The 21,718-nt window shown below is 30.8% G+C and carries 23 protein-coding genes; 14 read left to right on the forward strand and 9 right to left on the reverse strand.

The features are described from left to right. Positions 1–38 precede the first annotated feature (38 nt). Complete coding sequence (locus tag METVU_RS06470) at positions 39–1,379, reverse strand: FAD-dependent oxidoreductase (protein WP_015733393.1); 1,341 nt, start codon at positions 1,377–1,379, stop codon at positions 39–41. Between the two features lie 372 nt (positions 1,380–1,751). Here METVU_RS06470 and cbiM point away from each other — a divergent pair, with 372 nt between their 5' ends. The 5 genes from cbiM to bioD all read left to right on the forward strand — a co-directional run bounded on the left by cbiM (position 1,752) and on the right by bioD (position 5,554). After that, positions 1,752–2,420 (forward strand): cobalt transporter CbiM, encoded by a 669-nt coding sequence (gene cbiM / locus METVU_RS06475; protein ID WP_015733394.1) that lies wholly within the window; start codon positions 1,752–1,754, stop codon positions 2,418–2,420. After that, positions 2,417–2,764 carry a PDGLE domain-containing protein gene (locus tag METVU_RS06480; RefSeq protein ID WP_015733395.1) on the forward strand — a complete coding sequence of 116 codons (348 nt, stop codon included), beginning with the start codon at positions 2,417–2,419 and terminating at the stop codon, positions 2,762–2,764. Before cbiM ends, METVU_RS06480 begins: the two co-directional genes overlap by 4 nt. Positions 2,765–3,171: 407 nt before the next feature. Continuing rightward, a complete protein-coding gene (gene cbiQ, locus METVU_RS06485) occupies positions 3,172–4,005 on the forward strand; it encodes a cobalt ECF transporter T component CbiQ (RefSeq protein WP_015733396.1) in 834 nt (277 codons plus the stop codon). Continuing rightward, on the forward strand, positions 4,002–4,847 hold the full coding sequence (locus tag METVU_RS06490; protein WP_015733397.1) for an energy-coupling factor ABC transporter ATP-binding protein: 846 nt from the start codon (positions 4,002–4,004) through the stop codon (positions 4,845–4,847). The genes cbiQ and METVU_RS06490 overlap by 4 nt, the downstream gene beginning before the upstream one ends. Positions 4,848–4,912: 65 nt before the next feature. After that, positions 4,913–5,554 carry a dethiobiotin synthase gene (bioD, locus tag METVU_RS06495; RefSeq protein WP_015733398.1) on the forward strand — a complete coding sequence of 214 codons (642 nt, stop codon included), beginning with the start codon at positions 4,913–4,915 and terminating at the stop codon, positions 5,552–5,554. A 141-nt stretch (positions 5,555–5,695) separates the two neighbouring features. Here bioD and truA read toward each other — a convergent pair whose 3' ends face one another. Next, entirely contained in the window at positions 5,696–6,475 is a 780-nt protein-coding gene (truA, locus tag METVU_RS06500) for a tRNA pseudouridine(38-40) synthase TruA (protein ID WP_015733399.1), read from the reverse strand. A gap of 136 nt (positions 6,476–6,611) precedes the next feature. Between truA and METVU_RS06505 the strand changes: the two genes are divergently transcribed. From METVU_RS06505 to METVU_RS06550, 9 genes are all read left to right on the forward strand, one after another. Then, positions 6,612–7,442 carry a DUF2334 domain-containing protein gene (locus METVU_RS06505; protein ID WP_015733400.1) on the forward strand — a complete coding sequence of 277 codons (831 nt, stop codon included), beginning with the start codon at positions 6,612–6,614 and terminating at the stop codon, positions 7,440–7,442. A gap of 467 nt (positions 7,443–7,909) precedes the next feature. Further along, positions 7,910–8,383, forward strand: a complete 474-nt coding sequence (purE, locus tag METVU_RS06510; RefSeq protein ID WP_015733401.1) for a 5-(carboxyamino)imidazole ribonucleotide mutase — start codon at positions 7,910–7,912, stop codon at positions 8,381–8,383. A 99-nt stretch (positions 8,384–8,482) separates the two neighbouring features. Then, positions 8,483–9,133 carry a V-type ATP synthase subunit D gene (locus METVU_RS06515; RefSeq protein ID WP_015733402.1) on the forward strand — a complete coding sequence of 217 codons (651 nt, stop codon included), beginning with the start codon at positions 8,483–8,485 and terminating at the stop codon, positions 9,131–9,133. Positions 9,134–9,313: 180 nt separating this feature from the next. Further along, positions 9,314–9,697: a DUF22 domain-containing protein gene (locus METVU_RS06520; RefSeq protein WP_015733403.1), complete on the forward strand. Its 384-nt coding sequence runs from the start codon at positions 9,314–9,316 to the stop codon at positions 9,695–9,697. A gap of 542 nt (positions 9,698–10,239) precedes the next feature. After that, positions 10,240–12,555: a transglutaminase-like domain-containing protein gene (locus tag METVU_RS06530; RefSeq protein WP_048196885.1), complete on the forward strand. Its 2,316-nt coding sequence runs from the start codon at positions 10,240–10,242 to the stop codon at positions 12,553–12,555. Then, the gene (locus METVU_RS06535) at positions 12,545–13,417 is read left to right on the forward strand and encodes a hypothetical protein (protein ID WP_015733405.1); all 873 of its coding nucleotides are present in this window, start codon (positions 12,545–12,547) and stop codon (positions 13,415–13,417) included. Before METVU_RS06530 ends, METVU_RS06535 begins: the two co-directional genes overlap by 11 nt. After that, a complete protein-coding gene (locus METVU_RS06540) occupies positions 13,417–14,379 on the forward strand; it encodes an AAA family ATPase (protein ID WP_015733406.1) in 963 nt (320 codons plus the stop codon). Before METVU_RS06535 ends, METVU_RS06540 begins: the two co-directional genes overlap by 1 nt. 8 nt (positions 14,380–14,387) lie before the next feature. Then, positions 14,388–15,764 carry a DUF58 domain-containing protein gene (locus METVU_RS08825; RefSeq protein ID WP_015733407.1) on the forward strand — a complete coding sequence of 459 codons (1,377 nt, stop codon included), beginning with the start codon at positions 14,388–14,390 and terminating at the stop codon, positions 15,762–15,764. Continuing rightward, complete coding sequence (locus METVU_RS06550) at positions 15,761–16,459, forward strand: hypothetical protein (protein ID WP_015733408.1); 699 nt, start codon at positions 15,761–15,763, stop codon at positions 16,457–16,459. Before METVU_RS08825 ends, METVU_RS06550 begins: the two co-directional genes overlap by 4 nt. A 212-nt stretch (positions 16,460–16,671) precedes the next feature. Here the strand turns inward: METVU_RS06550 and METVU_RS06555 are convergent, their stop codons facing one another. From METVU_RS06555 to dnaG, 7 genes are all read right to left on the reverse strand, one after another. Next, positions 16,672–17,757, reverse strand: a complete 1,086-nt coding sequence (locus tag METVU_RS06555; RefSeq protein ID WP_048196887.1) for a DNA cytosine methyltransferase — start codon at positions 17,755–17,757, stop codon at positions 16,672–16,674. A 221-nt stretch (positions 17,758–17,978) separates the two neighbouring features. Further along, positions 17,979–18,179 carry a 50S ribosomal protein L24e gene (locus METVU_RS06560; protein ID WP_015733410.1) on the reverse strand — a complete coding sequence of 67 codons (201 nt, stop codon included), beginning with the start codon at positions 18,177–18,179 and terminating at the stop codon, positions 17,979–17,981. Between the two features lie 52 nt (positions 18,180–18,231). Beyond that, positions 18,232–18,459 carry a 30S ribosomal protein S28e gene (locus METVU_RS06565; RefSeq protein WP_012980426.1) on the reverse strand — a complete coding sequence of 76 codons (228 nt, stop codon included), beginning with the start codon at positions 18,457–18,459 and terminating at the stop codon, positions 18,232–18,234. An 83-nt stretch (positions 18,460–18,542) separates the two neighbouring features. Then, a complete protein-coding gene (gene rpl7ae / locus METVU_RS06570) occupies positions 18,543–18,896 on the reverse strand; it encodes a 50S ribosomal protein L7Ae (RefSeq protein ID WP_015733411.1) in 354 nt (117 codons plus the stop codon). Between the two features lie 152 nt (positions 18,897–19,048). Then, on the reverse strand, positions 19,049–19,915 hold the full coding sequence (gene hisG / locus METVU_RS06575; protein ID WP_015733412.1) for an ATP phosphoribosyltransferase: 867 nt from the start codon (positions 19,913–19,915) through the stop codon (positions 19,049–19,051). A 43-nt stretch (positions 19,916–19,958) separates the two neighbouring features. Then, the gene (locus METVU_RS06580; protein ID WP_015733413.1) at positions 19,959–20,288 is read right to left on the reverse strand and encodes a UPF0058 family protein; all 330 of its coding nucleotides are present in this window, start codon (positions 20,286–20,288) and stop codon (positions 19,959–19,961) included. Then, positions 20,275–21,534 (reverse strand): DNA primase DnaG, encoded by a 1,260-nt coding sequence (gene dnaG / locus METVU_RS06585; protein ID WP_015733414.1) that lies wholly within the window; start codon positions 21,532–21,534, stop codon positions 20,275–20,277. Before dnaG ends, METVU_RS06580 begins: the two co-directional genes overlap by 14 nt. Positions 21,535–21,718 lie beyond the last annotated feature (184 nt).

Here is a 21,718-nt window from a genome sequence, read left to right on the forward strand (position 1 = left end):
ATAAGTAAAAATAATGAAATAAATAAAAAATGATATGATTAATGTAGTTTCTTTAATGCATCCTCAGCAGCAAGAGAAAGCGGCTCATTAACCATTGAGACGGGAGGAGCGTAGCAGAACTCCATATTTGCAATTTCCTCAGCATTAACTTTTTTAAATATTGCTATTGACATTGCATCTATTCTTTCAGCAACTCTTTCTCCACCTACAATTTGACATCCAAAGACAGTTCCATTCTCGCTGAATATCATTTTTATCTCGATTTCTTTTCCACCCGGATAGTATCTTGCCCTTGTAAGACCTTTAGCTCTCCCTATAACAATCGGAATCCTCTTTAAATTTGCAGAGAAAGCGGTTAAACCTGTTCCACCTATTTCCAACTCTCCTATCTTGCTAACTGCTGAATTTAATACTGGGTAGAATTTTGCATCTATTCCAGCGATATTCTTACCTGCAACTTTTCCCTGTCTTACAGCAGTTGTTCCGAAAGGAGATAATGTTTTTTCTCCAGTTATAAAGTCAACAACCTCAACACAATCCCCAACAGCGTATATATTTGGAATGGATGTTTGCATCTTTTCATTAACCTCTATTGCAAATTTTCCAATTTTACAGCCGGCTTTTTTAGCTAACTCAATATTTGGCCTTACACCAGTTGCCATAATGACCATATCTGCCTCATAAACTTGATCTCCTACACAGACCGCTTCTACTTTTTCTTCTCCAATGATTTTTTCCAAAGGTTTGGACAATATAATTTTAATTCCTTCTTTTTCTAAGTATTTTTGAACCCTCTCAGCCATATCAGGATCTAAAAATCTTGGCAACACCTGCGGAGCCATCTCTACTACTAAAACATCCAAACCTCTACATTTTAAACCATAAGCCATTTCCAAACCAATAGCTCCTGCTCCAACAACTACTGCCTTATTACACTTCTCTTCTTCAATATATTTTAATATATTTCTTCCATCTTCTATACTTCTAACTTTAAAAACTCCTTTTAGGTCTTTTCCCTCAATTGGAGGAATGAAGGGCTCTGCTCCCGTTGCCAAAACTAAATAATCATAATCCATCCCAAACTCATTTCCATTCTTATCTATGCACTTTATTTTGTTATTCTTTGAATCAACATCTACAACAGCAGTTTCAGTAATTATATCAATATTTCTCTCTTTTTTATAATCCGCTGGTGTGTGCATAACTATATCATCAAAACTCTTTATTGTTCCTTCAATAACGTAAGGAATTGCACATGGAGAATAAGCTATCTCTCTTTCTTTTGTTATCACTACTATTTCAATATCTTTATTATACTTTCTAATCGTTGATGCGGTGGTTAATCCGGCTGCTCCACTTCCAATTATCACAACTCTCATATCTTCACCATTCTTAGTTTTAAACTTCAAATTGTTTTCGTTAACCAGTTTTATTTATTTTTTATGTTTTTTAGTTATAGATCTTTTCTATATTTTTTTAAAATTTGGAGTGTATATTTTTTAAAATTGCTATTGCGTTAAATGTTTTTGAAGTATATATGCTTAATGCTTGACTCTTTTTATTTTAAATTGTCTTCATTTTTATCATATTGTATTAAATTTTAAAAGTATTCAAGTCATTTTTAATAATAATATGATGAAAAAGTTTAAATAGTATTACAAACATTTAGTATGATGTTAATTAAAATAAATAATACCCACCTAAAAATAAGAACAATTCAAATATACAGATAAATAAAAGAGAGTGAAACGATGCACATACCAGATGGCTACCTTGGGCCAATAACATGTGCCTTCTTCTACTTGATAATGATACCAATTTGGTATAAAGGGATTAAAGAGTTAAAAAAATTAGATCCAAGAAAACTACCACTATTAGGTGTGTTAACTGCATTTGCATTTTTGGTTATGATGTTCAACCTACCAGTTCCTGATGGGACAACTGCTCACATGGTTGGTGGAACATTAATTGCAATCTTAATGGACAACCCATGGGTTGCAACGATAGCAATCTCAATAGTGTTGGTTATTCAGGCAATATTCTTCGGAGATGGAGGAATTACTTGTATTGGAGCCAACTGTTTCAATATGGGAGTTGTTTTGCCGTTTGTAGGTTATTATGTTTACAAGTTCTTAAGAGATAAGGTTGGAGAGGTTATTGCAAGTGGTATCGGGGCTTATGTTGGAATTGTTACCGCAGCAATCTGTGCAGGGTTTGAATTTGGATTACAGCCATTTATAGAACCAGGATACTGTCCTTACCCATTTACCGTCTCAGTTCCGGCCATGGCTATTGCTCATTTACTAACGGCAGGTCCTGCAGCAGCGGTAGTAACTGCAATAGTTGTATGGTATGTCAGAAAAGTTAGACCAGATCTATTTACATCAAAAGAACAGCAAGTTAGTGGGGTGAATGCATGAATTGGCAAGATCCTCTTGTTAAAAAGTTCCTATATGTGATTATTGCAATGATCATCTTATGTCCTCTCGGTATTTTGCTTGTTTGGAATTATGGGGATGCTTGGGGAGAATGGGATCCTCAGGAATTGGCGGAAAAAGTAGGAGAAAGTAAAGTCAGTGGAATGCTCCACTTAGCAGATATTTGGAATCATGCTTTACTTCCTGATTACGATGTCCCTGGATGGGACGATCCATTCCACGCTTCAATTGGATATATAATCTCTGCAATTGTTGGAGTTATACTCTGTGTTGGAGCATACTATGCCCTTATAAAGTTTGTAAATCCGAGAGCTACAACAGGATAATCTTTCAATAATTTTCCCAATTTTTGTTTTTTAACTCCCATTTTTAATTTAATTTTTAATTTAAATGTTGAAAAAAGGAAAAGAGATTAAAAAGAGGATGGGAAAATTTGATGGAGATGAATAACAGATTAAAATGATGTAATTAATTAAAATGATATAAAAAATGTAAAAGATTAAAGATTAATATTAAATGATGTTATTTTATATGTTGATCTTATATAGTTGTTATTTTTGCCAGTAAATTTAAACGATTTGATTCATATTATTTTATTAATAAAATTGGGTTGTTTTTTATCTTAAAACTTAAAAACCTACAAAAATGCTTACATATGAAAAACATGCAAACAAATAATATTTAAAATTTAATTAAAAAGTTCTAAGCGTTAAAACATGGATTTGGAGAGATTATGGACAACAAACTGTTTGATAAAACAATAGAACATGTAATAAAGTATCTGAATGAAAGCATATTTTTCGAAAAATATACTAAGAGTGAGGGTCTTTTGCAGAGTTTAGAGAGTAGAGTAAAGATCATATCCCTTGTTATTTTTATAGTTGGGAGTGTTTTATCTAAACATATTCTAACCCTGCTGATCTTCAATGCTATTGCACTACTTCTTGCATACCTTTCTAATATTCCAATGTATCAATATTTGAAAAGAGTTTATGTCTTCATTCCGATCTTTGCAGGGCTTATTGCAATTCCTGTAATGTTTAACATCATGACTCCTGGAAAAGATCTCATTGTTTTGTTAAACAATCCTCACATATCTATAACTTATGAAGGTGTTAAATATGCAATAACCTTCACCCTCAGAGTAGCAACCTGTGTATCCTTTGCTGTGCTAATTCCAATAACAACTCAGTGGAATAAAGTTACCTCAGCAATGCATAAGTTGGGAATCCCAGAGGTCGTGATCACAATCACAAATCTTGCATATCGATACATATTCCTACTATTAAATTTCATCTTAGATATGATGTATTCACGAAAATCACGAGCAATAAAAAAGCTTGGAATGGTAGAAAGTTGGAAAGAAGCAGGAAAAGCTATCGGTGCTTTATTTATAAAAACGTATCAAATGGGAGAAGAAACATACTACGCAATGCTTTCAAGAGGGTATACGGGAGAAATAAAACACATATATATGGAAAAGATCACGTCAAAGGATATTTTGTTTTTAGCATCCTCCATAATAATCACAATACTATTAGTATTATTTGATAGAGGGGTAGTATGAAAGAGATCTATAAGGTTGTTGATGTATCCTACAAATATCCAAACGGATCAACTGCACTGGAAAACGTAAATTTAAACATATATAAAAATGAAATTGTGGCTATTTTAGGGCCAAATGGAGCAGGAAAAACCACTTTACTAAAAATCATGAATGGATTAGTGTTTCCAAGTAGTGGAGAGATTTACTTCGAAGGGAAAAAACTAACTGACGAGATATTAAGAAATAAAGAATTAATGAAAGAATTTAGAAGAAAAGTTGGATTTGTTTTTCAAAATCCTGATGTGATGTTATTCAACCCAACTGTCTGGGAAGAAGTTGCTTTCTCCCCTCTCCATCTCTACTCAAAAGAAAAAGCAATAGAAAAAACAGACGAAACACTAAAAAATATGAAGATCTATCATCTGAAAGATCGACATCCCTACAATCTAAGCGGAGGAGAGAAAAAGAAGGTGTCAATATCTTGTATCCTCTCAGTAGAGCCAGATGTTATTTTAATGGATGAGCCAACCTCTGCATTAGATCCAAAAAGCAGATTAGAGGTTATGGATCTAATAAGATCATTTAAAGATAGTGGAAAAACCGTTGTTATCGTAACCCATGACCTAAATTTGGCATGCTTAGCAGATCGTTGTTATGTATTAAATAAAAAAGTAATATTTGATGGAAAAGTTAAAGATCTTTTCTCTTTAAATTTAGATGAACTAAATTTAGATGTTCCAGATGTGTCTAAATTATTCTTAAAACTTAAAGAGATGGGCTATGATGTTGATATTCCTACAACCATAGATGAAGCAGTAGATCATCTCTCAAAGATTCTGCCCCAAAAAACAAAAAATAAATAAAATTACCTAAAAAATATTAAAATATTTATAAAATCCATAAAAATATTTATGAGAGGGATGTTAACGTGATCTTCATAACAGGAACTGATACAAACGTTGGAAAAACCTACGTCTCTTCAATATTAGCCAAAGAGTTAAGTAAAAAGGTTAAAGTTGGATATTTAAAACCAATCGAAACAGGAGGTAGAGAAGATACGTTAACTTTGAAAAAAATGTTAAAAAACGATGATGACTTAGATCTAATGAATCCAATTAACTTAAAACTTCCTCTCTCTCCAAATATTGCCTTTGATGTTGAAAACTATCAGCTAACGTTAGATGAAATAAAAAGAAAAATACTACAATCATACAACATATTAAAGAGAAAATATGAGTTTTTAATTGTTGAAGGTGCTGGAGGAGTTTGTGTTCCTATAAAAGACAACTTTTTAATGAGTGATTTAATAAAACTTTTAAATTTAGATGCAGTTATTGTCTCAAGGCCAAATTTAGGAACTATAAATCACACCCTCCTTACTATTGAACATCTAAGGAATAAAGGGATAAATATTAGAGGAGTTATCATCAACTGCATGACAGATCTTAACGAAGTTCTACACTACGAAAAAACTTTCGAAACCATTGAAAAATTTGGAAACGTGGAAATAATCGGCATTGTGAAAAATAATGGAGATTACGATATTAACTTTAAAAAGATCTTAAAATAAAAATTTAAAATTTATAAAAATTAAAAATAATAAAAATAGAGAAATGTCTATTATTACGTGTGAAGATAAAGGATATAATATATTAAGATACGAACAAAAAACTCTATAAAAACTTAAAAATTCAACTAATTGTATAAAAAACTACACATCAAAATTCATCATTGTTTTAGCGATTCCCATTTTCATAACCTTTAACTTAAAAAGATCTGTCCAATATTCTTTAAATTTTTTCATAGAGTATGGCTCATAAATATAATCCACATCCACATTAGCTTCAACCAATATTAACCCATCTGGAGGAAACGTAGGAACACCCTCCTTATGATCCTCTCGTAATAGTTTCTCAATCCAATTAACTGGCCTCTCTCCTCTACCTACAAGATCCAAAGCTCCGACCATCTTCCTAACCATATTCCAGAGAAAACTTTTCCCAAATATATCGAGTGTTATATAAAATTCGTTCTCAGAGACATCTATTTTAAATATCGTTCTAATTGGGCTTCTGTCTTTTGTTCTATCTTTTTTTGATAAATTATGAAAAGAATGTGTTCCTGTCAAAATACTTGCCCCCCTCTTTATGGCTTCAACATCATACCCCATATTTGGAAGGATATATCTATAATGTCTATATCTCACTTCCGGAATTTTCTCTATCTCCCTATAACCTAAAACCCAAATCCCCTCATTCTTCAATTTTGCATTTATGTATGAAGGACTTGGTTCTTTTTTTAATTCTACTACAATGAAATTTCCGAGCGCAGAAACACCCTTGTCTGTCCTTCCCCCACAATAAATGATTTTTCTTCTTTCCAGCAGATCAATCTCGTCCAAAGTGTTTAAAACCTTATCACAAACAGTATTTCTATGTGGCTGTGTTTGAAAACTATACCTTCCATCGTAAGCAATTTTTAAAATATACACAAGACCTCACCTCCTTTTAAAAGATATTTTTGAGACATCATCAGATAACGAAAGTTGCATATATAGGGATAAGCAAATTATTTATATACCTCACTTAGCCATATTAATTTTTATTAATCAATTAAAAGGGGTTGTTATGAAAAAGTTATTAATATCCTTTATTGTGGTATTGTCAATAACCTCAATAGTCCTCGGGGAGATTTTTATATCTGAGAATAGCTCCTCCAACATCATAAAAGAAAATAAAAATAACTCAAAATATATTGAAAATAACTCAAAGCATGATGTTAAAAACCACAATGTTAAAAACAATAATGAAAAACCCATCATACTCGTGCATGACGTATCTCCAAAGTATTTTAAACAATTAAAAGAAGTAATTAACGTTATCAACAAATATCATTATGCAAATCATACGATGTTGTTTGTGATTCCAGACCTTGAGAATCCTCCCAGTGGTGGAAAATGGGATCTGAGAAGAAACAAAGAGTTTGTTAAATATCTTCACGAGTTGGAAAGAGAAGGATATAAAATTGAACTTCACGGATATAAGCATACATTCCACGAATTTAACTGTCCAAAAGATGAATGTTTAGAAAAATTACATAATGCAGAAATTATAATGAGGGACTGTGGATTTGACAACCTATCCTTCTTTATCCCACCCGCATGGGCTTTAAATAACGACTCACTTAAAGTTTTACTCGAACACAACTATACCGTAATCTTAACCAATGAAATAATCTACCCAAATGGCACAACTAAAAAGATTATGAATAAAGAATATACTTGGTATCTCAAAAAAGAATATGTAAACTTATACTTAATAAAAGCAGAAATAAACTACCGCTACGCATTAAAACACCATATTCCTTTCTATCTTTCACTACATCCACAAACGATCACTTATGGTGGAGGATTGGAGTTTCTAAACAAATTTTTAAAATTTATAAATCAAACAACATGATTTAATTTCAGTTAATTAAATTTTAGACAACCACAATTTATTTATAAAATTTTATTTATATAATGGGGTCTGTCCAACATGGATATTTATAGGCATAAGTCCATGTTGAACTTGGGGATCATCGACCTCATCTCCCTCTGGGTTCATTGGGAGCAAGTCATTGGTCTCCTCCTCAGTCACGGACTTAAAAACCTTACGGTTTTTAAGTTCTCGTCGCTTCGCTCCAAGAGAACCCCAGCTCCTCCCATTAGTTTAAATATCCACAATATCGATGCCTCCTTACGTCTTCTGTTTCACCTTCATCAGAGGCATCTAAATACTTGTTTATTATATATAAACTTATATAAAAATTTTATAAAAATTGGTATTGAAAACTTATATAAGCTCATATTTGTCCATAAAAAATTAAACAGTTTTAAACGGCATTAAATTTTAAAATTTTAACATAAAATTTTTGGTGAAAAGATATGATATGCATAATTATGGGAAGTGAAAGCGATCTAAAAATAGCTGAGAAGGGAGTAAAAATATTAAAAGAGTTTGGAGTAGAATTTGAAGTAAGGGTTGCCTCAGCACACAGAACTCCTGAGTTAGTTGAAAAGATTGTTAAAACATCGAAAGCAGAGGTTTTTATAGCAATAGCTGGGCTTTCAGCACATCTTCCCGGAGTTGTTGCATCCTTAACTACAAAACCAGTGATAGCAGTTCCAGTTGAGGCAAAATTATGTGGATTAGATGCATTATTAAGTGTAGTTCAAATGCCACCCGGAATTCCTGTTGCAAGTGTTGGAATAGACAGAGGAGAGAATGCAGTTCTTTTGGCATTAGAGATCTTAGCATTAAAAGACAAAAATATAGAAAAAAAGCTAATTGAATATAGAGAAAAAATGAAAGAAAAAGTTTACGCCTCAGATGAAAAAGTCAAAGAAATGTTTAAATAACCTAAACTATTAAACTAACTATTAAACTTTTATAGGTGTTGTTATTGTTAACTTTTTAAATTAACAACTTCCATTGTAAAAATTAGAGAGGGAGTTAACATGCAGAGAGTAAACCCAACAAGAATGGAACTTCTAAAATTAAAAAACAAAATTAAATTGGCTGAAAAAGGGCATAAATTATTAAAACAGAAAAGAGACGCTCTGATTATGGAGTTTTTCCAGATAATTGAGCAAGCATCCGATCTTAGGGAAAAGGTAGAGGCAAAATTAGAAGAGGCATATAAAGATTTAATTATGGCAGAGACCGTTATGGGAACCTTGGCTGTTAAAGAGGCCTCATTCGCAGCAAAAAATGAAAAATTAGAAGTTGACATGGATACAAAGAATATTATGGGAGTTACTGTTCCTACTTTTGAAATATACAATGTTAAAAGAAAGGTTGGAGAAAGAGGATATTCTCCTTATGGAGTTAGCTCAAAATTAGACGAATCTGCTAAAAAATTTGAGGAAGCATTAGAACTAATAACCGAATTAGCAGAAATAGAGACATCTATTAAACTCTTAGCAGAAGAGATCATAACCACAAAAAGAAGAGTTAATGCGTTAGAATACGTCATAATCCCACGACTAAAATCTCTCAAAAAATACATCTCAATGAGATTAGACGAAATGGAAAGAGAAAACTTCTTCAGATTGAAACTAATTAAATCAAGAATTGAAAAAAGAGAAGCGGAAGGAGAGGCATTATAAATATAATATAAAACCAAGTTTGGTTTTGATGCAACTTTTTCTAAAAGTTGCAGGGAGAACTTCTTCAGATTGAAACTAATTAAATCAAGAATTGAAAAGAGAGAGTCGGAAGGAGAGGCATTATAATATTCAAGTTTCAATCAATATTTTTTATAATATTTTTTATAAAGGTGAGCTTGTATGGTTTACAGATTAGTTGGAAGAATCTCAAAATTAGAAAAAAAGATAAAAGAAGAAGAAGTAAAATGCGATTTGATAATTAAAAATGAGGCAAAAATAGAACCCATAGTTGCAGAAGAAGATGTCGAATTAAAACAAGGAGACATAAAACCAATAAAAATTAAAAAAATCAAGATCCCTCCAATGTCCGTTCTGCTCATTTGTCCATACGGGAGACATAGAGCAGGACAAGTTATTGCAGTTGGAGAAGAAGTTCCAATGCCCATAGAAGTAGAGAGAGAAGTTGATATGGCCACATTTGCCTGCGGTATGGATGGGGAAGTTAAAAAAGGAGATTTAATTGGAATGTTGCTTATGGTTTCAGCAGAAAAAAGAAATAAATAATTAATTTTTCATCTTAAATTTTATAATTATTCTATTCCTCAAAATTATAACTGTTTTTTAATCTTTTAGTAAAATTAGAGGGATTTTATTTTGGTACATAATAGTTAATTTACATAATATTCCTTTATTAAGTTGATTCAAAATTGTGAAACATAGAATGGTAAATTATATATAACCAATTACATCAAATAATATATTAAATCAATCCTTATAAACAGCGTTGTATAACATTACCAGTTGGGATGTCGATGAAAACCAGATCATTTTTTTTTATGATGTTATCCTTGTTTTTGTTAAGTATTGCAGCAATATATTTATCCTTTCCTCCATTTAACTTGGATAATAGCATGTATAAAAAAGAGTTAAACAATGGTCGTTTTATTAAGAATACCACAATCAATTTTAGATCCCACATTTGCAACAGCACTTACCCCCACTTTAATAAAAGCTTAATAGAAAATCTATGTAAAAATAATGGCAGTATTTATCGCTATAGGTATAATCTAAAAATAAATTTTACTCAAAAAATGAACATTAGGGGGATGCCAAAACCACAGGGTATTCCAAAAATGATTGTTGTTGGAGCAGAACATACATCATATTTGAGAGTAGGAACTTATTATAAATACGACTATATGACAGGAACATGGTATGGAGAAGAAGAAACTGCTGTAAAATCATCAAAGGACTTAGAAATCCCAAATCTAAAATACAAAAAGGTTTATGATGACATATATATAAAATTGTTAGCTCCAATGCAATATATACCAACATCTAAATATACTGTTGATATAGATATAGGTGCATATTACATCTACAAAAAACACACTTTTAAAGTAGATGGACAAGTTTCCTCCTACACAATAAAAACATTCCATTATATTTACAATATAAATGATTTAAATCATGCAAGGGCAGTTTATGATAAGGACTATTTACAAGTTCCACAGGGATTTGATAAAAGGGTTTATGATTTAGCATACAACATAACAAAAGGTTGTAAAACTGATTATGAAAAGGCAAAAGCAATAGAATATTATTTGAAAACTCATTATACCTATGATATTAACGCTACTCCAGCACCAAGCAACATAGACCCAATAGAGTGGTTCCTTCTCTATTCAAAAAGAGGTGTCTGTAAAGATTTTAACTCTGCCTTTGTAATATTGGCAAGGATTAATGGATTGCCAGCAAGGTTAGTTAGCGGATATGCGTTTAGCCCATCAAAAGAACCGCAAGTTATAACAGATGCAAATGCACACGCATGGAGTGAGGTTTATTTTGAAGGAATTGGATGGGTTAGATTTGATGCTACAGGATGTGGATACTACCCAAAATTTAATTACAAAATACCTTTAAAATTTGATGTTTCTCCAAACAACCTAACGATTATTAGAGGAAAAACAGGAAAAATAAACATCTACACATTTGGAGTTAATGAAAATGATGTATATATCAAATCACCATTTAAATACTCAAAAGTTCATACAAAATATGGATTTTCTATCATTTTAGAGGTTGATAAGTATCAAAAATTAGGAAAATACCAAGTTGAAATCTCATGCAAAGATATAACTAAAAAAGTTAATGTTTCAGTTATTGATAGAACAAAAACTACGATAGATAAAATACCAACCATTGTTAAAAAAGATAATATCTTTTATGTTGAAGGGAAGGTTTTAGATTCACTAAACAACCCAGTAGATAGAGGGGAAGTATTTATAACCCTAAACAAAACAAAAAATAGCAGTGGGATTGTTGTAGGTAGAGGAAATCTAACAAATGGCATCTATAAAATAAAATGCACACTACCAAAAAATATTAGCGTTGGGGACTATGAAATAATAGCCCATTACAATGGAAGCTTATACTACTTACCTTCAAACAGTGACCCAAAGATAAAAGTTGTATCAGAGGCTGAAATAAACTATACCATTGAAAGAATAAACAACACCTATATCATTAAAGGGAGACTTTATGAAAAATCTGGAGATGCATTAAAAAACCAAAAAATAAAGCTTATTGTTGATAATAAAACTTATACAACATACACAAATAACAATGGAGAATTTAACTATTCATTAAACTTAGATGATGGAAATCATACAATAAGCATAATTTATGAAGGAAATAACTATTACCTACCAAAAAACATAACCTACACAATATTTGTAAATAACTCTGCTGATATAATCTCCATAATTACAAAAAATCAAACTATCAATATTACAAACAATACAGTAGTTCAAAGTTCTCAAAGTAGTGGAATTCCAATTTATTATTACCTTTTAATAGTTCTTTTATCATGTGTTATTGTTGCTGGTGCATACAAATATAAGCATAAGATTAAGTTTAAACAAATTAAAAAATCTTCATATTCACTAAACCCAATAAAAATCATCTTTGAGATTCCAGACAACATTCCAGTTTGGGAGGAAGGAAAAGAATTGACTATAAAAATAGAGGGAGTAGAAAACCCAGAACTATATGTTGATAATGAAAAAATAGGAAATGGAAATGAATTTAAATTAACATTTAATAAAGGCATCCATACTATAACTGCAAAAAAAGGCAACATTAAAAACTCTAAAAAGCTTTATGTTGTTGATTACAGTGAGGAGATTATAAATCTCTACAAAAAATTTCTCAATTATATAAATATACGTTATAATCCATTAACTCCTTATGAGATTTATGAACAGCTAAAAAGTAATGACCCTAAAAAGCTAAACAACCTATACACAATCACAAAAATCTTTGAATTGGTTAAATATAAAAGAGTTAGAGTTTCGAGGGATGAATTTATAAACTTCTATTCCAACATCTCAAAAATATTGGGGGATGTTTATGAAAGTTAAATCCATAGCCTATGATTTATTTCCATTGTTTTTGTTGGTATTATGTTTAATTTTAGGCAATAGTAAAAAATTATACATACTATCCAATGGAGATTTTACACTATCTATTAATTCTTTATTAATAATTACCATTGGTTTTTGTTTATTTATTATTGGAGGGCGTTTAAAGAATAAACTGTTAAGTGATTCAATTAGTGTTTTTATTGTTCTTTATGGTCTTTCACTATTTCCGTTTCCAAACAGCATATCTTTGGCTTTAATAATCTTTGCAGTTTGTTTGATGATAACTGGATTCATTATACACATTGATGAAAAAATACTAAAATGCCGTTATTTATCAAAAAATTCTATTGGGATTTTTTTAATATCAATGCTTTCATTAGTTTTTTTGAATCTGGATACATTTGTTAGTCAGGATTTTAAGTATTATCCATATATAAAATTGTCTATTTTAGGATTCATTGGGATAGTTGGGGGCCATATGCTAAACAAGTTTTTATCTGATTTTAAGAGTGGTGATGAAATAGCCCTTAAAGATGAGATTTTGAAGGATTTTAAGATTCATGAGGTAAAGATAAAAGATAACTACGATGCAATTTACAAATCAGCAAATAAAGTTGTTAATGATTTTATAAAATATGGAAAAAAGTCAGAGTTAATTACATATATTGTTTATTACTCCTTAAAATGCAACTATGATATGAAAAAAATCTCAAAGTTAATTGAAAAAATTGTGAATTACAAAGATGAACAACCAACAATCTTAACTCCATGGTTCATTAAAAAGAAAATCTACAAAAATAATCTCAAAAGAAGAAAAAAACTCATTGAAAATATATTGAATTCATTGGAGGGGAGATAATGGACATCAAAGATATGTCTAAACTATGCGATGAGATTATTAAAGAGGTAAATAAAGCATACATTGGAAAAAAAGAGGTTATTAAAAAACTATTAGCAACTTCACTCGTAAATGGAAACGTTCTTTTTGAAGATAGCCCTGGTTTGGGAAAGACGTTGTTGTCTAAGGCATTTGCAAAGGCACTTGGTTTAAATTATAAGAGAGTTCAATTCACTCCCGATTTATTGCCATCTGATATTATCGGAACTAAAATATTTAAACAAGACATTGGAGAGTTTAAACTTATTAAAGGCCCTATATTTACTAACATCCTGCTGGCAGATGAAATAAATAGAGCCCCACCAAAGACACAGTCAGCGTTATTAGAAGCAATGGAGGAAAAGCAGGTTTCTATTGAAGGAGAGACAATCAAACTCGATGCTCCATTTTTTGTTATAGCCACTCAAAACCCATTAGAGCATGAAGGGACTTATCCCCTACCTGAAGCACAGCTTGATAGGTTTTCCGTTAAGTTGAGTGTTGGTTACCCAAAAAATGCAAATGAGGAAATGGAAATTTTAAAGGCAAGGATAAATTGGAAAAAAGATGACCCAACAGAGGATATTGAGAGCATTATAGACAGAAAGATATTCTTAGAGATGCAGAGATTTATTGAAGAAGAAATATTTATCAGTGAGGATATTTTAAAATACATCTCCAACTTGGTTGTAAATATTAGAAATGACGATAGAGTTGAAGAAGGTCCAAGTCCAAGAGGTAGCTTAAATTTATTAAAATTATCAAAGAGTAATGCCCTATTGGAGGGAAGAGATTTTGTGCTTCCTGATGATGTTAAAAAGTTTGCTGTTGAGGTTTTATCCCATAGAATAATCTTAAAGCCAGAATATGCATTTAGCAATATAACTCCTAAAGATGTTGTAGAGGATGCATTAAAAAAGGTTCCAGTTCCAAAGGTTGATTAAGGGATAAGATGATAAACTTTCTAATATTGTTGTTTGGAATTTTATTTGTGATTGGGCTTATATTTTTAGTTAGGGACATTTATCTTGTTGGAATACTTCCATTGTTTGTTTTAGCTCTTGGAATCTCCATAAGTCCTCCAAAGGATATAGAGATAGAAAAAACCATATCAAAAAACACGGTGATGGTTGGAGATATTGTAGAACTAAAAACAAAAATTAAGATAAAGAGAGGTATTGGACTTGTTTTAGTAAAGGATAGATTGCCAGAGGACTTTATTCTTGTTGAAGGAAAAAATGTAACTGCTTTCTTTAAAGGTCTTGGAAAATTGGAAAAAGAGTTTTCATACAAAGTTAGGTGTGCAAATATTGGAACTTACAAAATTGAGAAGAGCAAAATTCTATCTAATCACTTTTTAAACATAAATGGCTTTGTTGATGATTTAGGAAATGAGTTAAAAATCAGAGTTATGCCATATGTCACTATTCCAAGACGACTAAATCCTTCAAAGATTTATTCAAAAATTCCCCTGCCCTCAATAGACATATCAAAAGGTGTCTCATCAACTGACTTTAAAGAAATAAGGGAATATAGGGAAGGAGAACCAGTAAAGTTTATAAATTGGAAGGCATCAGCAAAGGCAAACAAACTCTTAGCAAATGAGTATGAGAAGGAAGGTAAAAAAACCATAATGATATTTGTTGATGTTGGCAGTAAGATGTTTATAGGAAATATTTTTGAAAATCCGTTTAAATATGCTATGTCCCTTTTAGTGTCTTTGTCATCATATTTCACAAAGAAAAACTACAATGTTGGGGTTTATTTTATTGGTATTGATAAATTAATATTACCCTCAACTGGAAAAAAACAATTTATTAGAATTGTTGATGAAGTTTTAGCAATTTCAAGACATGGTTATGGTAAAAATTATGATAATGATTCCGGAATTGTTAATCCACTCATTGATTATATTGTTGAAAGTGATGATAAACATAATGAAAATAAGAAAGATAATAAAAATCCAGTTAATAAGGATATTAAACCAAATGGCTTTTACAAATCCTTAAAATCAAATGAAAATATCATTTTGCAAAATTCACCATTAATTATCTATATCACCAATTTATATGAGAAGGATATTGATGATATAAGGGAGGGACTAACATTCATTTATAAAATTTACAATAAGAGAAAAAAGATGCCAATCATAATATTTGACATCAATTTCTACGGAGCTTTTGATAAAAATACTTCAAAACTCATAAATTTAATGAAAAGAAGTATTCATAAAGAATTTAGAAAATATGGTATAACAACAATCCTCTGGAATACTGAAAGTGAAGACATTAACAATATAATGAGAATTATCATTGAGATGATAAGATGACGATCATAAAAATTATTAGGGGGTTTGTTGTATTGTTATCTGTCATATTGATATTTATATTATTTTGTAATTTATTTAATATAAGTTTTTTAAGTATAATTTATTATTTCAAAACAATTGATGTAAACTCGTATATAAAAATTAACAGTTGGGATGTAAATATACCCATTTTACTTTCAATTTTTATAATAGGAATATTGCTATCATTTATACGTAGTTTACCTGGGGATGTAATTTTCATAGTAATTATCTTCATATCTATTGGAAATATTTTATTAACAAAATCGAATGTTTTTATAGTTTTAATACTAAAAAAACATCTTTATGTTTCAAAAGATTTTTTAAATTGTATTTTAATTAGATATGACTATATATACTTAACCTTAATAATAACAATGTTTATTTTTAAAAAATATTTAGATAAATTGGAAAAATTATCCAATAATCTATGTGAGGTTATCCCACATATTTATATTTTTGAATATATTATGATCTATGCTGTATTTTTTATTGTAATATCTTTAATATTTATTATTTGGATGTATTTCTTATTAAACATCATACATATACGTAGTAATAATGCCACTATTGGAATATTCTTAATTATCATTTCAATAATATTATTTGGAATTTCATTATTTTTGTATAGAAAAGACATTGAAATTTTCCACAACTATCGTAAAAAACCAAATTAAGAAAAGTATTGTTATATAGTATTCTAACTGAATTTAGTTTTTCAAGAATTGTTTTCATCCTACAAAATGATCTGAATTCCATAGAAGGCTTCACTCCCTACCGAACCTTTTAGTAAAAGCTTAAATGAAAATCAAAGATTTTCATAGCTGGAAAGCAAAGCTTTCCATTCATCAAAATGGATGCGTTGATTAGCGAAGCTAATCAACGCCTCTTATAGGCTCTTTTTAACCTCTTCTGCTATAACTCTACTTAATATCGGAGGAACACTTTCTCCAATTTGATTATAACAGCTTCTTATACCTCCAGCGAAGAGATGATAATCAGGATAACTCATCAATCTTGCCTGTTCTCTTACCGTTAATAGTCGATCTTCATATGGATGAATGAAAAATCGCTTTCCCATGACGGTATCTGAAAGTTTTAGAGGATGTAAACGTATATAATTTCCTAATCTCCTATTTGCTCCTTTAAAGTATATAAACGCATCTCCCCAACCTAATTTATGAACTTTTTTTCTAAATCTCGAAGGAAGGGCTGAGAACTCATGATTTGGAACATCCCTTCCCTTATACATCAGATCTCCTATTGCTTCAATGACGTTCTTTCTTTCCGACTTTTCGGGACATATTTCGATATTTGAAACAAATACTCTTCTTCTTACAGAGGGATTTCCATAATCCTCAGCTCTGAGAGTGTTAAAATACACATCCTCGTATCCTACATCTCTAAACTCTTTTATTATCTCTCCTTTAACATCTTTAATTCCAGGAACATTCTCCATAACAAAAATTTTCGGTTGTAAGTCCCCAACGATCCTTATATACTCTAAAACTAATCTCCCCACGTCATCTCTATATAATCTATTGTAGGGATTCTTCTCTCTTTTTGGATTCGCTCCTGTATAACCCTCACATGGGGGCCCTCCGATAACAACGTCTATTTTTTTATTTTTTGCGAATTTTTTTATATCCAATGAATGAATCTCTCTTATATCATCGTTTATAATTATTGGAGATAATTTTTCGGTTGTTTGGTTTAGAGTTCCCAACTCTCTTAACCATCTTAAACTTTCTTCGTCAAAGGGACACTTAAATGAGTAAACTCCAACATAACCTTTTAATTCTTTTAATCTATATTCATCGTATTTTATTTTTTCATATATCTGCCCATTAAAATTTAATGCATAAGAGAAAGCTGCATCTTCATTTAACTCAACAGACACGAGAGGTTTAAAACCTTCTTCAACAAATCCCCTTGAAAATCCTCCACAACCACAAAATAGATCTACAAATTTCAAAATGATCACCAAATTTGAGTTTCTTGTAATTTATTGTTGTTTTTATGTTTTTGTTTTATAATTCTTTATTTTTATTAAAAAAACTATATTTTCACATCTAAATTTATGATTAATATTTAAAATATTGTTTAACATTAAACTTGTTAAGATAAAGGGATTTAGATTCAAAAAAGATTTCCAAAAATAATTAAAAAAATCATAAAAACATAGGGAATATTTATTTAAGCTTTTTTCATTTCAGCTTTTATATCTTGATAGATTTTTGTCCACTTTAACTTCCTTGGATTTCTCCCCATTTTGTAGCTTTTTTCACATTTTGATGAACAGAAATACAACACAGTTCCGTCTTTTTCTACAACTATTTTCCCTTTTCCTGGTTCAATTTCATAACCGCAGAAGCTACATTTCTTCCATTCTGGCATATCCATCCCTCATTTAAAATTGTAATTATTTATACATTTAAAATGTTTATAATTATCTTCTTCTGTCTAATGGTCTTGCTTCTCTCTCTGTTTCTCTTAGCATTATGATGTCTCCAACTTTAACAGGACCTTTAACGTTCCTAACTAAAACCCTTCCAGTGTCTTTTCCACCTAAGATCTTGCACCTAACTTGAATAATTCCTCCTGTAACTCCTGTTCTACCAATAACCTCTATAACTTCGGCAGCAACTGCCTCTTTATAAACAAATTCATCCTCCATCTTCTCACCTAAATATATTAAAATTAAATGTTAAGAGTTTTAGTTCTAAAAAAGAGTTAAATTATAAGATAGAATAAATAATTTTATTCTTTTAAAGCATTTATTTTTTCAATTAATGCCTTTAACTCATCAGCATCTCCTTCTTTAACAATTGCAACTGCTGATGTAGCAACTTCCAACCCAGCAGCTTTTCCTAAGTCCTGTTTTGAAGCCACATAAGCGTATGGAATTCCTTTCTCTTCACATAAGTATGGAAGATGAGCAACGACTTCTTCTGGTTTAACATCTTCAGCGATGATTACTAATTTTGCAATTCCTCTTTCAACTGCCTTTGTAACTTCGTTAGCTCCTTTTTTAATTTTTTGTGCTTTTGCAATTGCATCTAATAACTCTTTTTGAATTTCTTCTGGAACTTTAAATTTTACATAAACTGCCATATTTTCTACCTCCTTCATCTTTTTAAAAATTGAGGGCAATCCGGAGGGAATTGCCCACTCCTATGGGTTTATTATCTTAACCCATAGTTGTCATCGTGGTTTAGAATGAGTATATCAACTTATCGACTTTTAATATATAAAGGTTTTGGAGTTTATAAGATTCTCTCAATCGGAACAACGAGTATATCTCTCGCTCCCAAATCATGAAGTTTTGGTACTAATGAAAATATTTCATCCTCATTTACAACTGCATGTATTGCCACCATCTCATCGTTTGACAGCACTTTTGAGACCGTTGGTCCTGCCATTCCAGGTATAAGTTTTTTAATCTCTTCAACCTTATCCTTTGGAGCATTCATCATAATTAATCTTTTTGTTTCAGCAAATAATGCACTCTTTATTGCAAGGACTATCTGATTTATTTTCTCTTTCTTTTTTTCATTTTCTAAACTTTTTTTATTTGCAATTAGCCGAGTAGTTGATGAGACAATTTCATCAATCACTTTTAGACGATTTAATTTTAAAGTTGTCCCTGTAGAGGTTAAATCACTAATCAAATCAGCTATTCCAATAAAAGGAGCGATCTCAGTTGCTCCACTAAGCTCTATAATCTCAACTTTTTTATTTAACTTATCAAAGTATTTTTTTGTTAAATTTGGAAATTCTGTAGCTACTCGCATTCCTTCTTTTATATCTTCAACACTGTTTATATTAGAGTTTTCAGGAGCAGCTAAGACCAATTTTGCAAATCCAAACCCAAAATCCAAAAGTATATCAACCTTATCCTCAACATTTCTTTCCAAAACCAGATCATAACCAGTAACTCCTATATCCGCAACACCATCAGCCACAAACTCGGGAATATCTCTCGCTCTCGCAAACATTACCTTAATATCTTTATCCACGGTATTTGCAAATAAACTTCTCCCTTTAACCGTAATCTTTAACCCTGCCTTCTCTAAAACATCCATAACCGGCTCAGAAATCCTTCCCTTGTTTGGAAGTGCAAACATTATCATCCTATCGATCCTCTCTTTATTATTGTAGTATTGCATATTACCATTAGTTCTCTTCAATTAGTTTTGTGTTTATGTTTTTTATTTTGCATCTTTTTCTCTGAATTTCTTTTTTTATTTTTTCTCCACTTACCCTTAACAAATTTGAAACACTTCTTGGAATCTTTCCATTATCAGATAATATCTTTGCAATAATACTCGAAAGGAGGAATATCGCGTAAATATGCTCTGCTTTTGTTCTATGAATGTGATGCGGATAAATATTCAACTCATCATACTCTTTAAACTCGCTATTATTACATTTATAGTTTTTTTCAATGTATTTTCTTAAATATATCAGAAGTTGATGCAGTTGAATCAACTCATCTTTGTGCATTTAAATCACCGAATATAATTAGTGATAGGTTGGCTGGCTTTTTTATAATGTTTGCATCATTACAAAAAATTAAATTTGTTTTTTCGTATAAATTATCTACCATCTTTTGGTTTATATCTCCTTTTACAATAATAGCGTCTATATTCTCATAATCATCAATTTTACTGGATAGTTCTTCAATACTGATCTTCTCTTCGTTATCTCCACAAATTATAAGCAGTTCTGATTCATTTAACGTTTCAAATTTCTCATAGAACTTTTTATACTTTTTAAGTAAAGGATGTATCTCATCACATTTCTCATTTAAAATTTCAGAAATACTTGTTTTAATTGCCTCTTTGCATAATTTATCTTCTACCTTGTCTATTTTATCTATCTTACAAGTTTTTTCTAATTTAGTTTCTAATTTATATCCTTCTTTTAAATCTTTTGTAATCTGTGGTAAAACATGTTCAACTGGAACTTTACTTCTTAAACACTTCATAATCTCTTTCTTAGATAGTTCTTCAACCTCCCTACCCTGAGGAGCCCTTGCTACAAAATCAACATCACAAACTTGAAGTAGTTCTTTCAAAATTAGTTCTCCTCCTCTATCTCCATCTGTAAAAACAGTTATTATCTTTTTCTTACTGAGATCTATTATTGTCTTTGGGACTGATGTCCCTTCAACAGCTATAACATTCTTGATTCCACACCTTAATAGGTTTAAAACATCTGCTCGTCCCTCAACAACAATTATATCATCAGAGGTATCAACTGCTGGTCCAGCAGGGAGCTTTTCAGGACCGTATTCAATTATCTCCCCCATTCTTACGCTCTCTTTAACTTCTTCAACAATTGTATTTATATCAATATTGTTCATAAGTTGTTTTAAGATCTCTTTTGCTCTATCAACAATATAGTCCCTCTTCTTCTTTCTTATATCCTCAATATCAATAACTTTTACAGTAGCCACACACGGCCCAACCCGATCTATTGTCTCCAAAGTTGCTGCAAGTATTGATGTTTCAATCCTATCTAAACTTGAAGGAACTGTTATTTTTGCTATTGATTTTCCATTTATATTCGATAATTCCACATCAATTCTTCCGACTCGTCCTGTTTTTTGCAACTCTCTGAGGTCTAATTCATCCCCTAATAATCCTTCCGTCTGTCCAAAGATCGCTCCAATTATATCGTGCTTTTCCACATACCCATCAGCAATAAGTTCTGCATGAATTATATATTTTGTAGTTCCAAGATCCATGATAATCACCAAGTAAGTGATGCTACCTGTCTCATAAGTGAGAGAACTCTCCCTACATTTTAATAGAATACATTAAAGTATAAAAATTATTTTCTAAGGTTGTTAAGCCAATTGAATATTTGGAGACAAAAAACCAAAAAGTATTTATAGTAGTTCTACGTATGTTATTTTTGCCTTCGGTTGA

Origin of the sequence: Methanocaldococcus vulcanius M7 (genome assembly GCF_000024625.1) — an archaeon.
Classification (GTDB): Archaea; AGJL01; Methanococci; order Methanococcales; family Methanocaldococcaceae; genus Methanocaldococcus; species Methanocaldococcus vulcanius.

Coding starts and splice junctions, on each gene's coding strand:
- METVU_RS06515 (WP_015733402.1), top strand. CDS start 8,483: ATGCAGAGAGTAAACCCAACAAGAATGGAACTTCTAAAATTAAAAAAC.
- METVU_RS06560 (WP_015733410.1), bottom strand. CDS start 18,179: ATGCCAGAATGGAAGAAATGTAGCTTCTGCGGTTATGAAATTGAACCA.
- METVU_RS06505 (WP_015733400.1), top strand. CDS start 6,612: ATGAAAAAGTTATTAATATCCTTTATTGTGGTATTGTCAATAACCTCA.
- hisG (WP_015733412.1), bottom strand. CDS start 19,915: ATGATAATGTTTGCACTTCCAAACAAGGGAAGGATTTCTGAGCCGGTT.
- METVU_RS06480 (WP_015733395.1), top strand. CDS start 2,417: ATGAATTGGCAAGATCCTCTTGTTAAAAAGTTCCTATATGTGATTATT.
- METVU_RS08825 (WP_015733407.1), top strand. CDS start 14,388: ATGATAAACTTTCTAATATTGTTGTTTGGAATTTTATTTGTGATTGGG.
- purE (WP_015733401.1), top strand. CDS start 7,910: ATGATATGCATAATTATGGGAAGTGAAAGCGATCTAAAAATAGCTGAG.
- METVU_RS06540 (WP_015733406.1), top strand. CDS start 13,417: ATGGACATCAAAGATATGTCTAAACTATGCGATGAGATTATTAAAGAG.
- METVU_RS06550 (WP_015733408.1), top strand. CDS start 15,761: ATGACGATCATAAAAATTATTAGGGGGTTTGTTGTATTGTTATCTGTC.
- METVU_RS06535 (WP_015733405.1), top strand. CDS start 12,545: ATGAAAGTTAAATCCATAGCCTATGATTTATTTCCATTGTTTTTGTTG.
- cbiQ (WP_015733396.1), top strand. CDS start 3,172: ATGGACAACAAACTGTTTGATAAAACAATAGAACATGTAATAAAGTAT.
- rpl7ae (WP_015733411.1), bottom strand. CDS start 18,896: ATGGCAGTTTATGTAAAATTTAAAGTTCCAGAAGAAATTCAAAAAGAG.
- dnaG (WP_015733414.1), bottom strand. CDS start 21,534: ATGGATCTTGGAACTACAAAATATATAATTCATGCAGAACTTATTGCT.
- METVU_RS06470 (WP_015733393.1), bottom strand. CDS start 1,379: ATGAGAGTTGTGATAATTGGAAGTGGAGCAGCCGGATTAACCACCGCA.
- METVU_RS06565 (WP_012980426.1), bottom strand. CDS start 18,459: ATGGAGGATGAATTTGTTTATAAAGAGGCAGTTGCTGCCGAAGTTATA.
- METVU_RS06580 (WP_015733413.1), bottom strand. CDS start 20,288: ATGCACAAAGATGAGTTGATTCAACTGCATCAACTTCTGATATATTTA.
- METVU_RS06520 (WP_015733403.1), top strand. CDS start 9,314: ATGGTTTACAGATTAGTTGGAAGAATCTCAAAATTAGAAAAAAAGATA.
- METVU_RS06490 (WP_015733397.1), top strand. CDS start 4,002: ATGAAAGAGATCTATAAGGTTGTTGATGTATCCTACAAATATCCAAAC.
- cbiM (WP_015733394.1), top strand. CDS start 1,752: ATGCACATACCAGATGGCTACCTTGGGCCAATAACATGTGCCTTCTTC.
- METVU_RS06530 (WP_048196885.1), top strand. CDS start 10,240: ATGCCAAAACCACAGGGTATTCCAAAAATGATTGTTGTTGGAGCAGAA.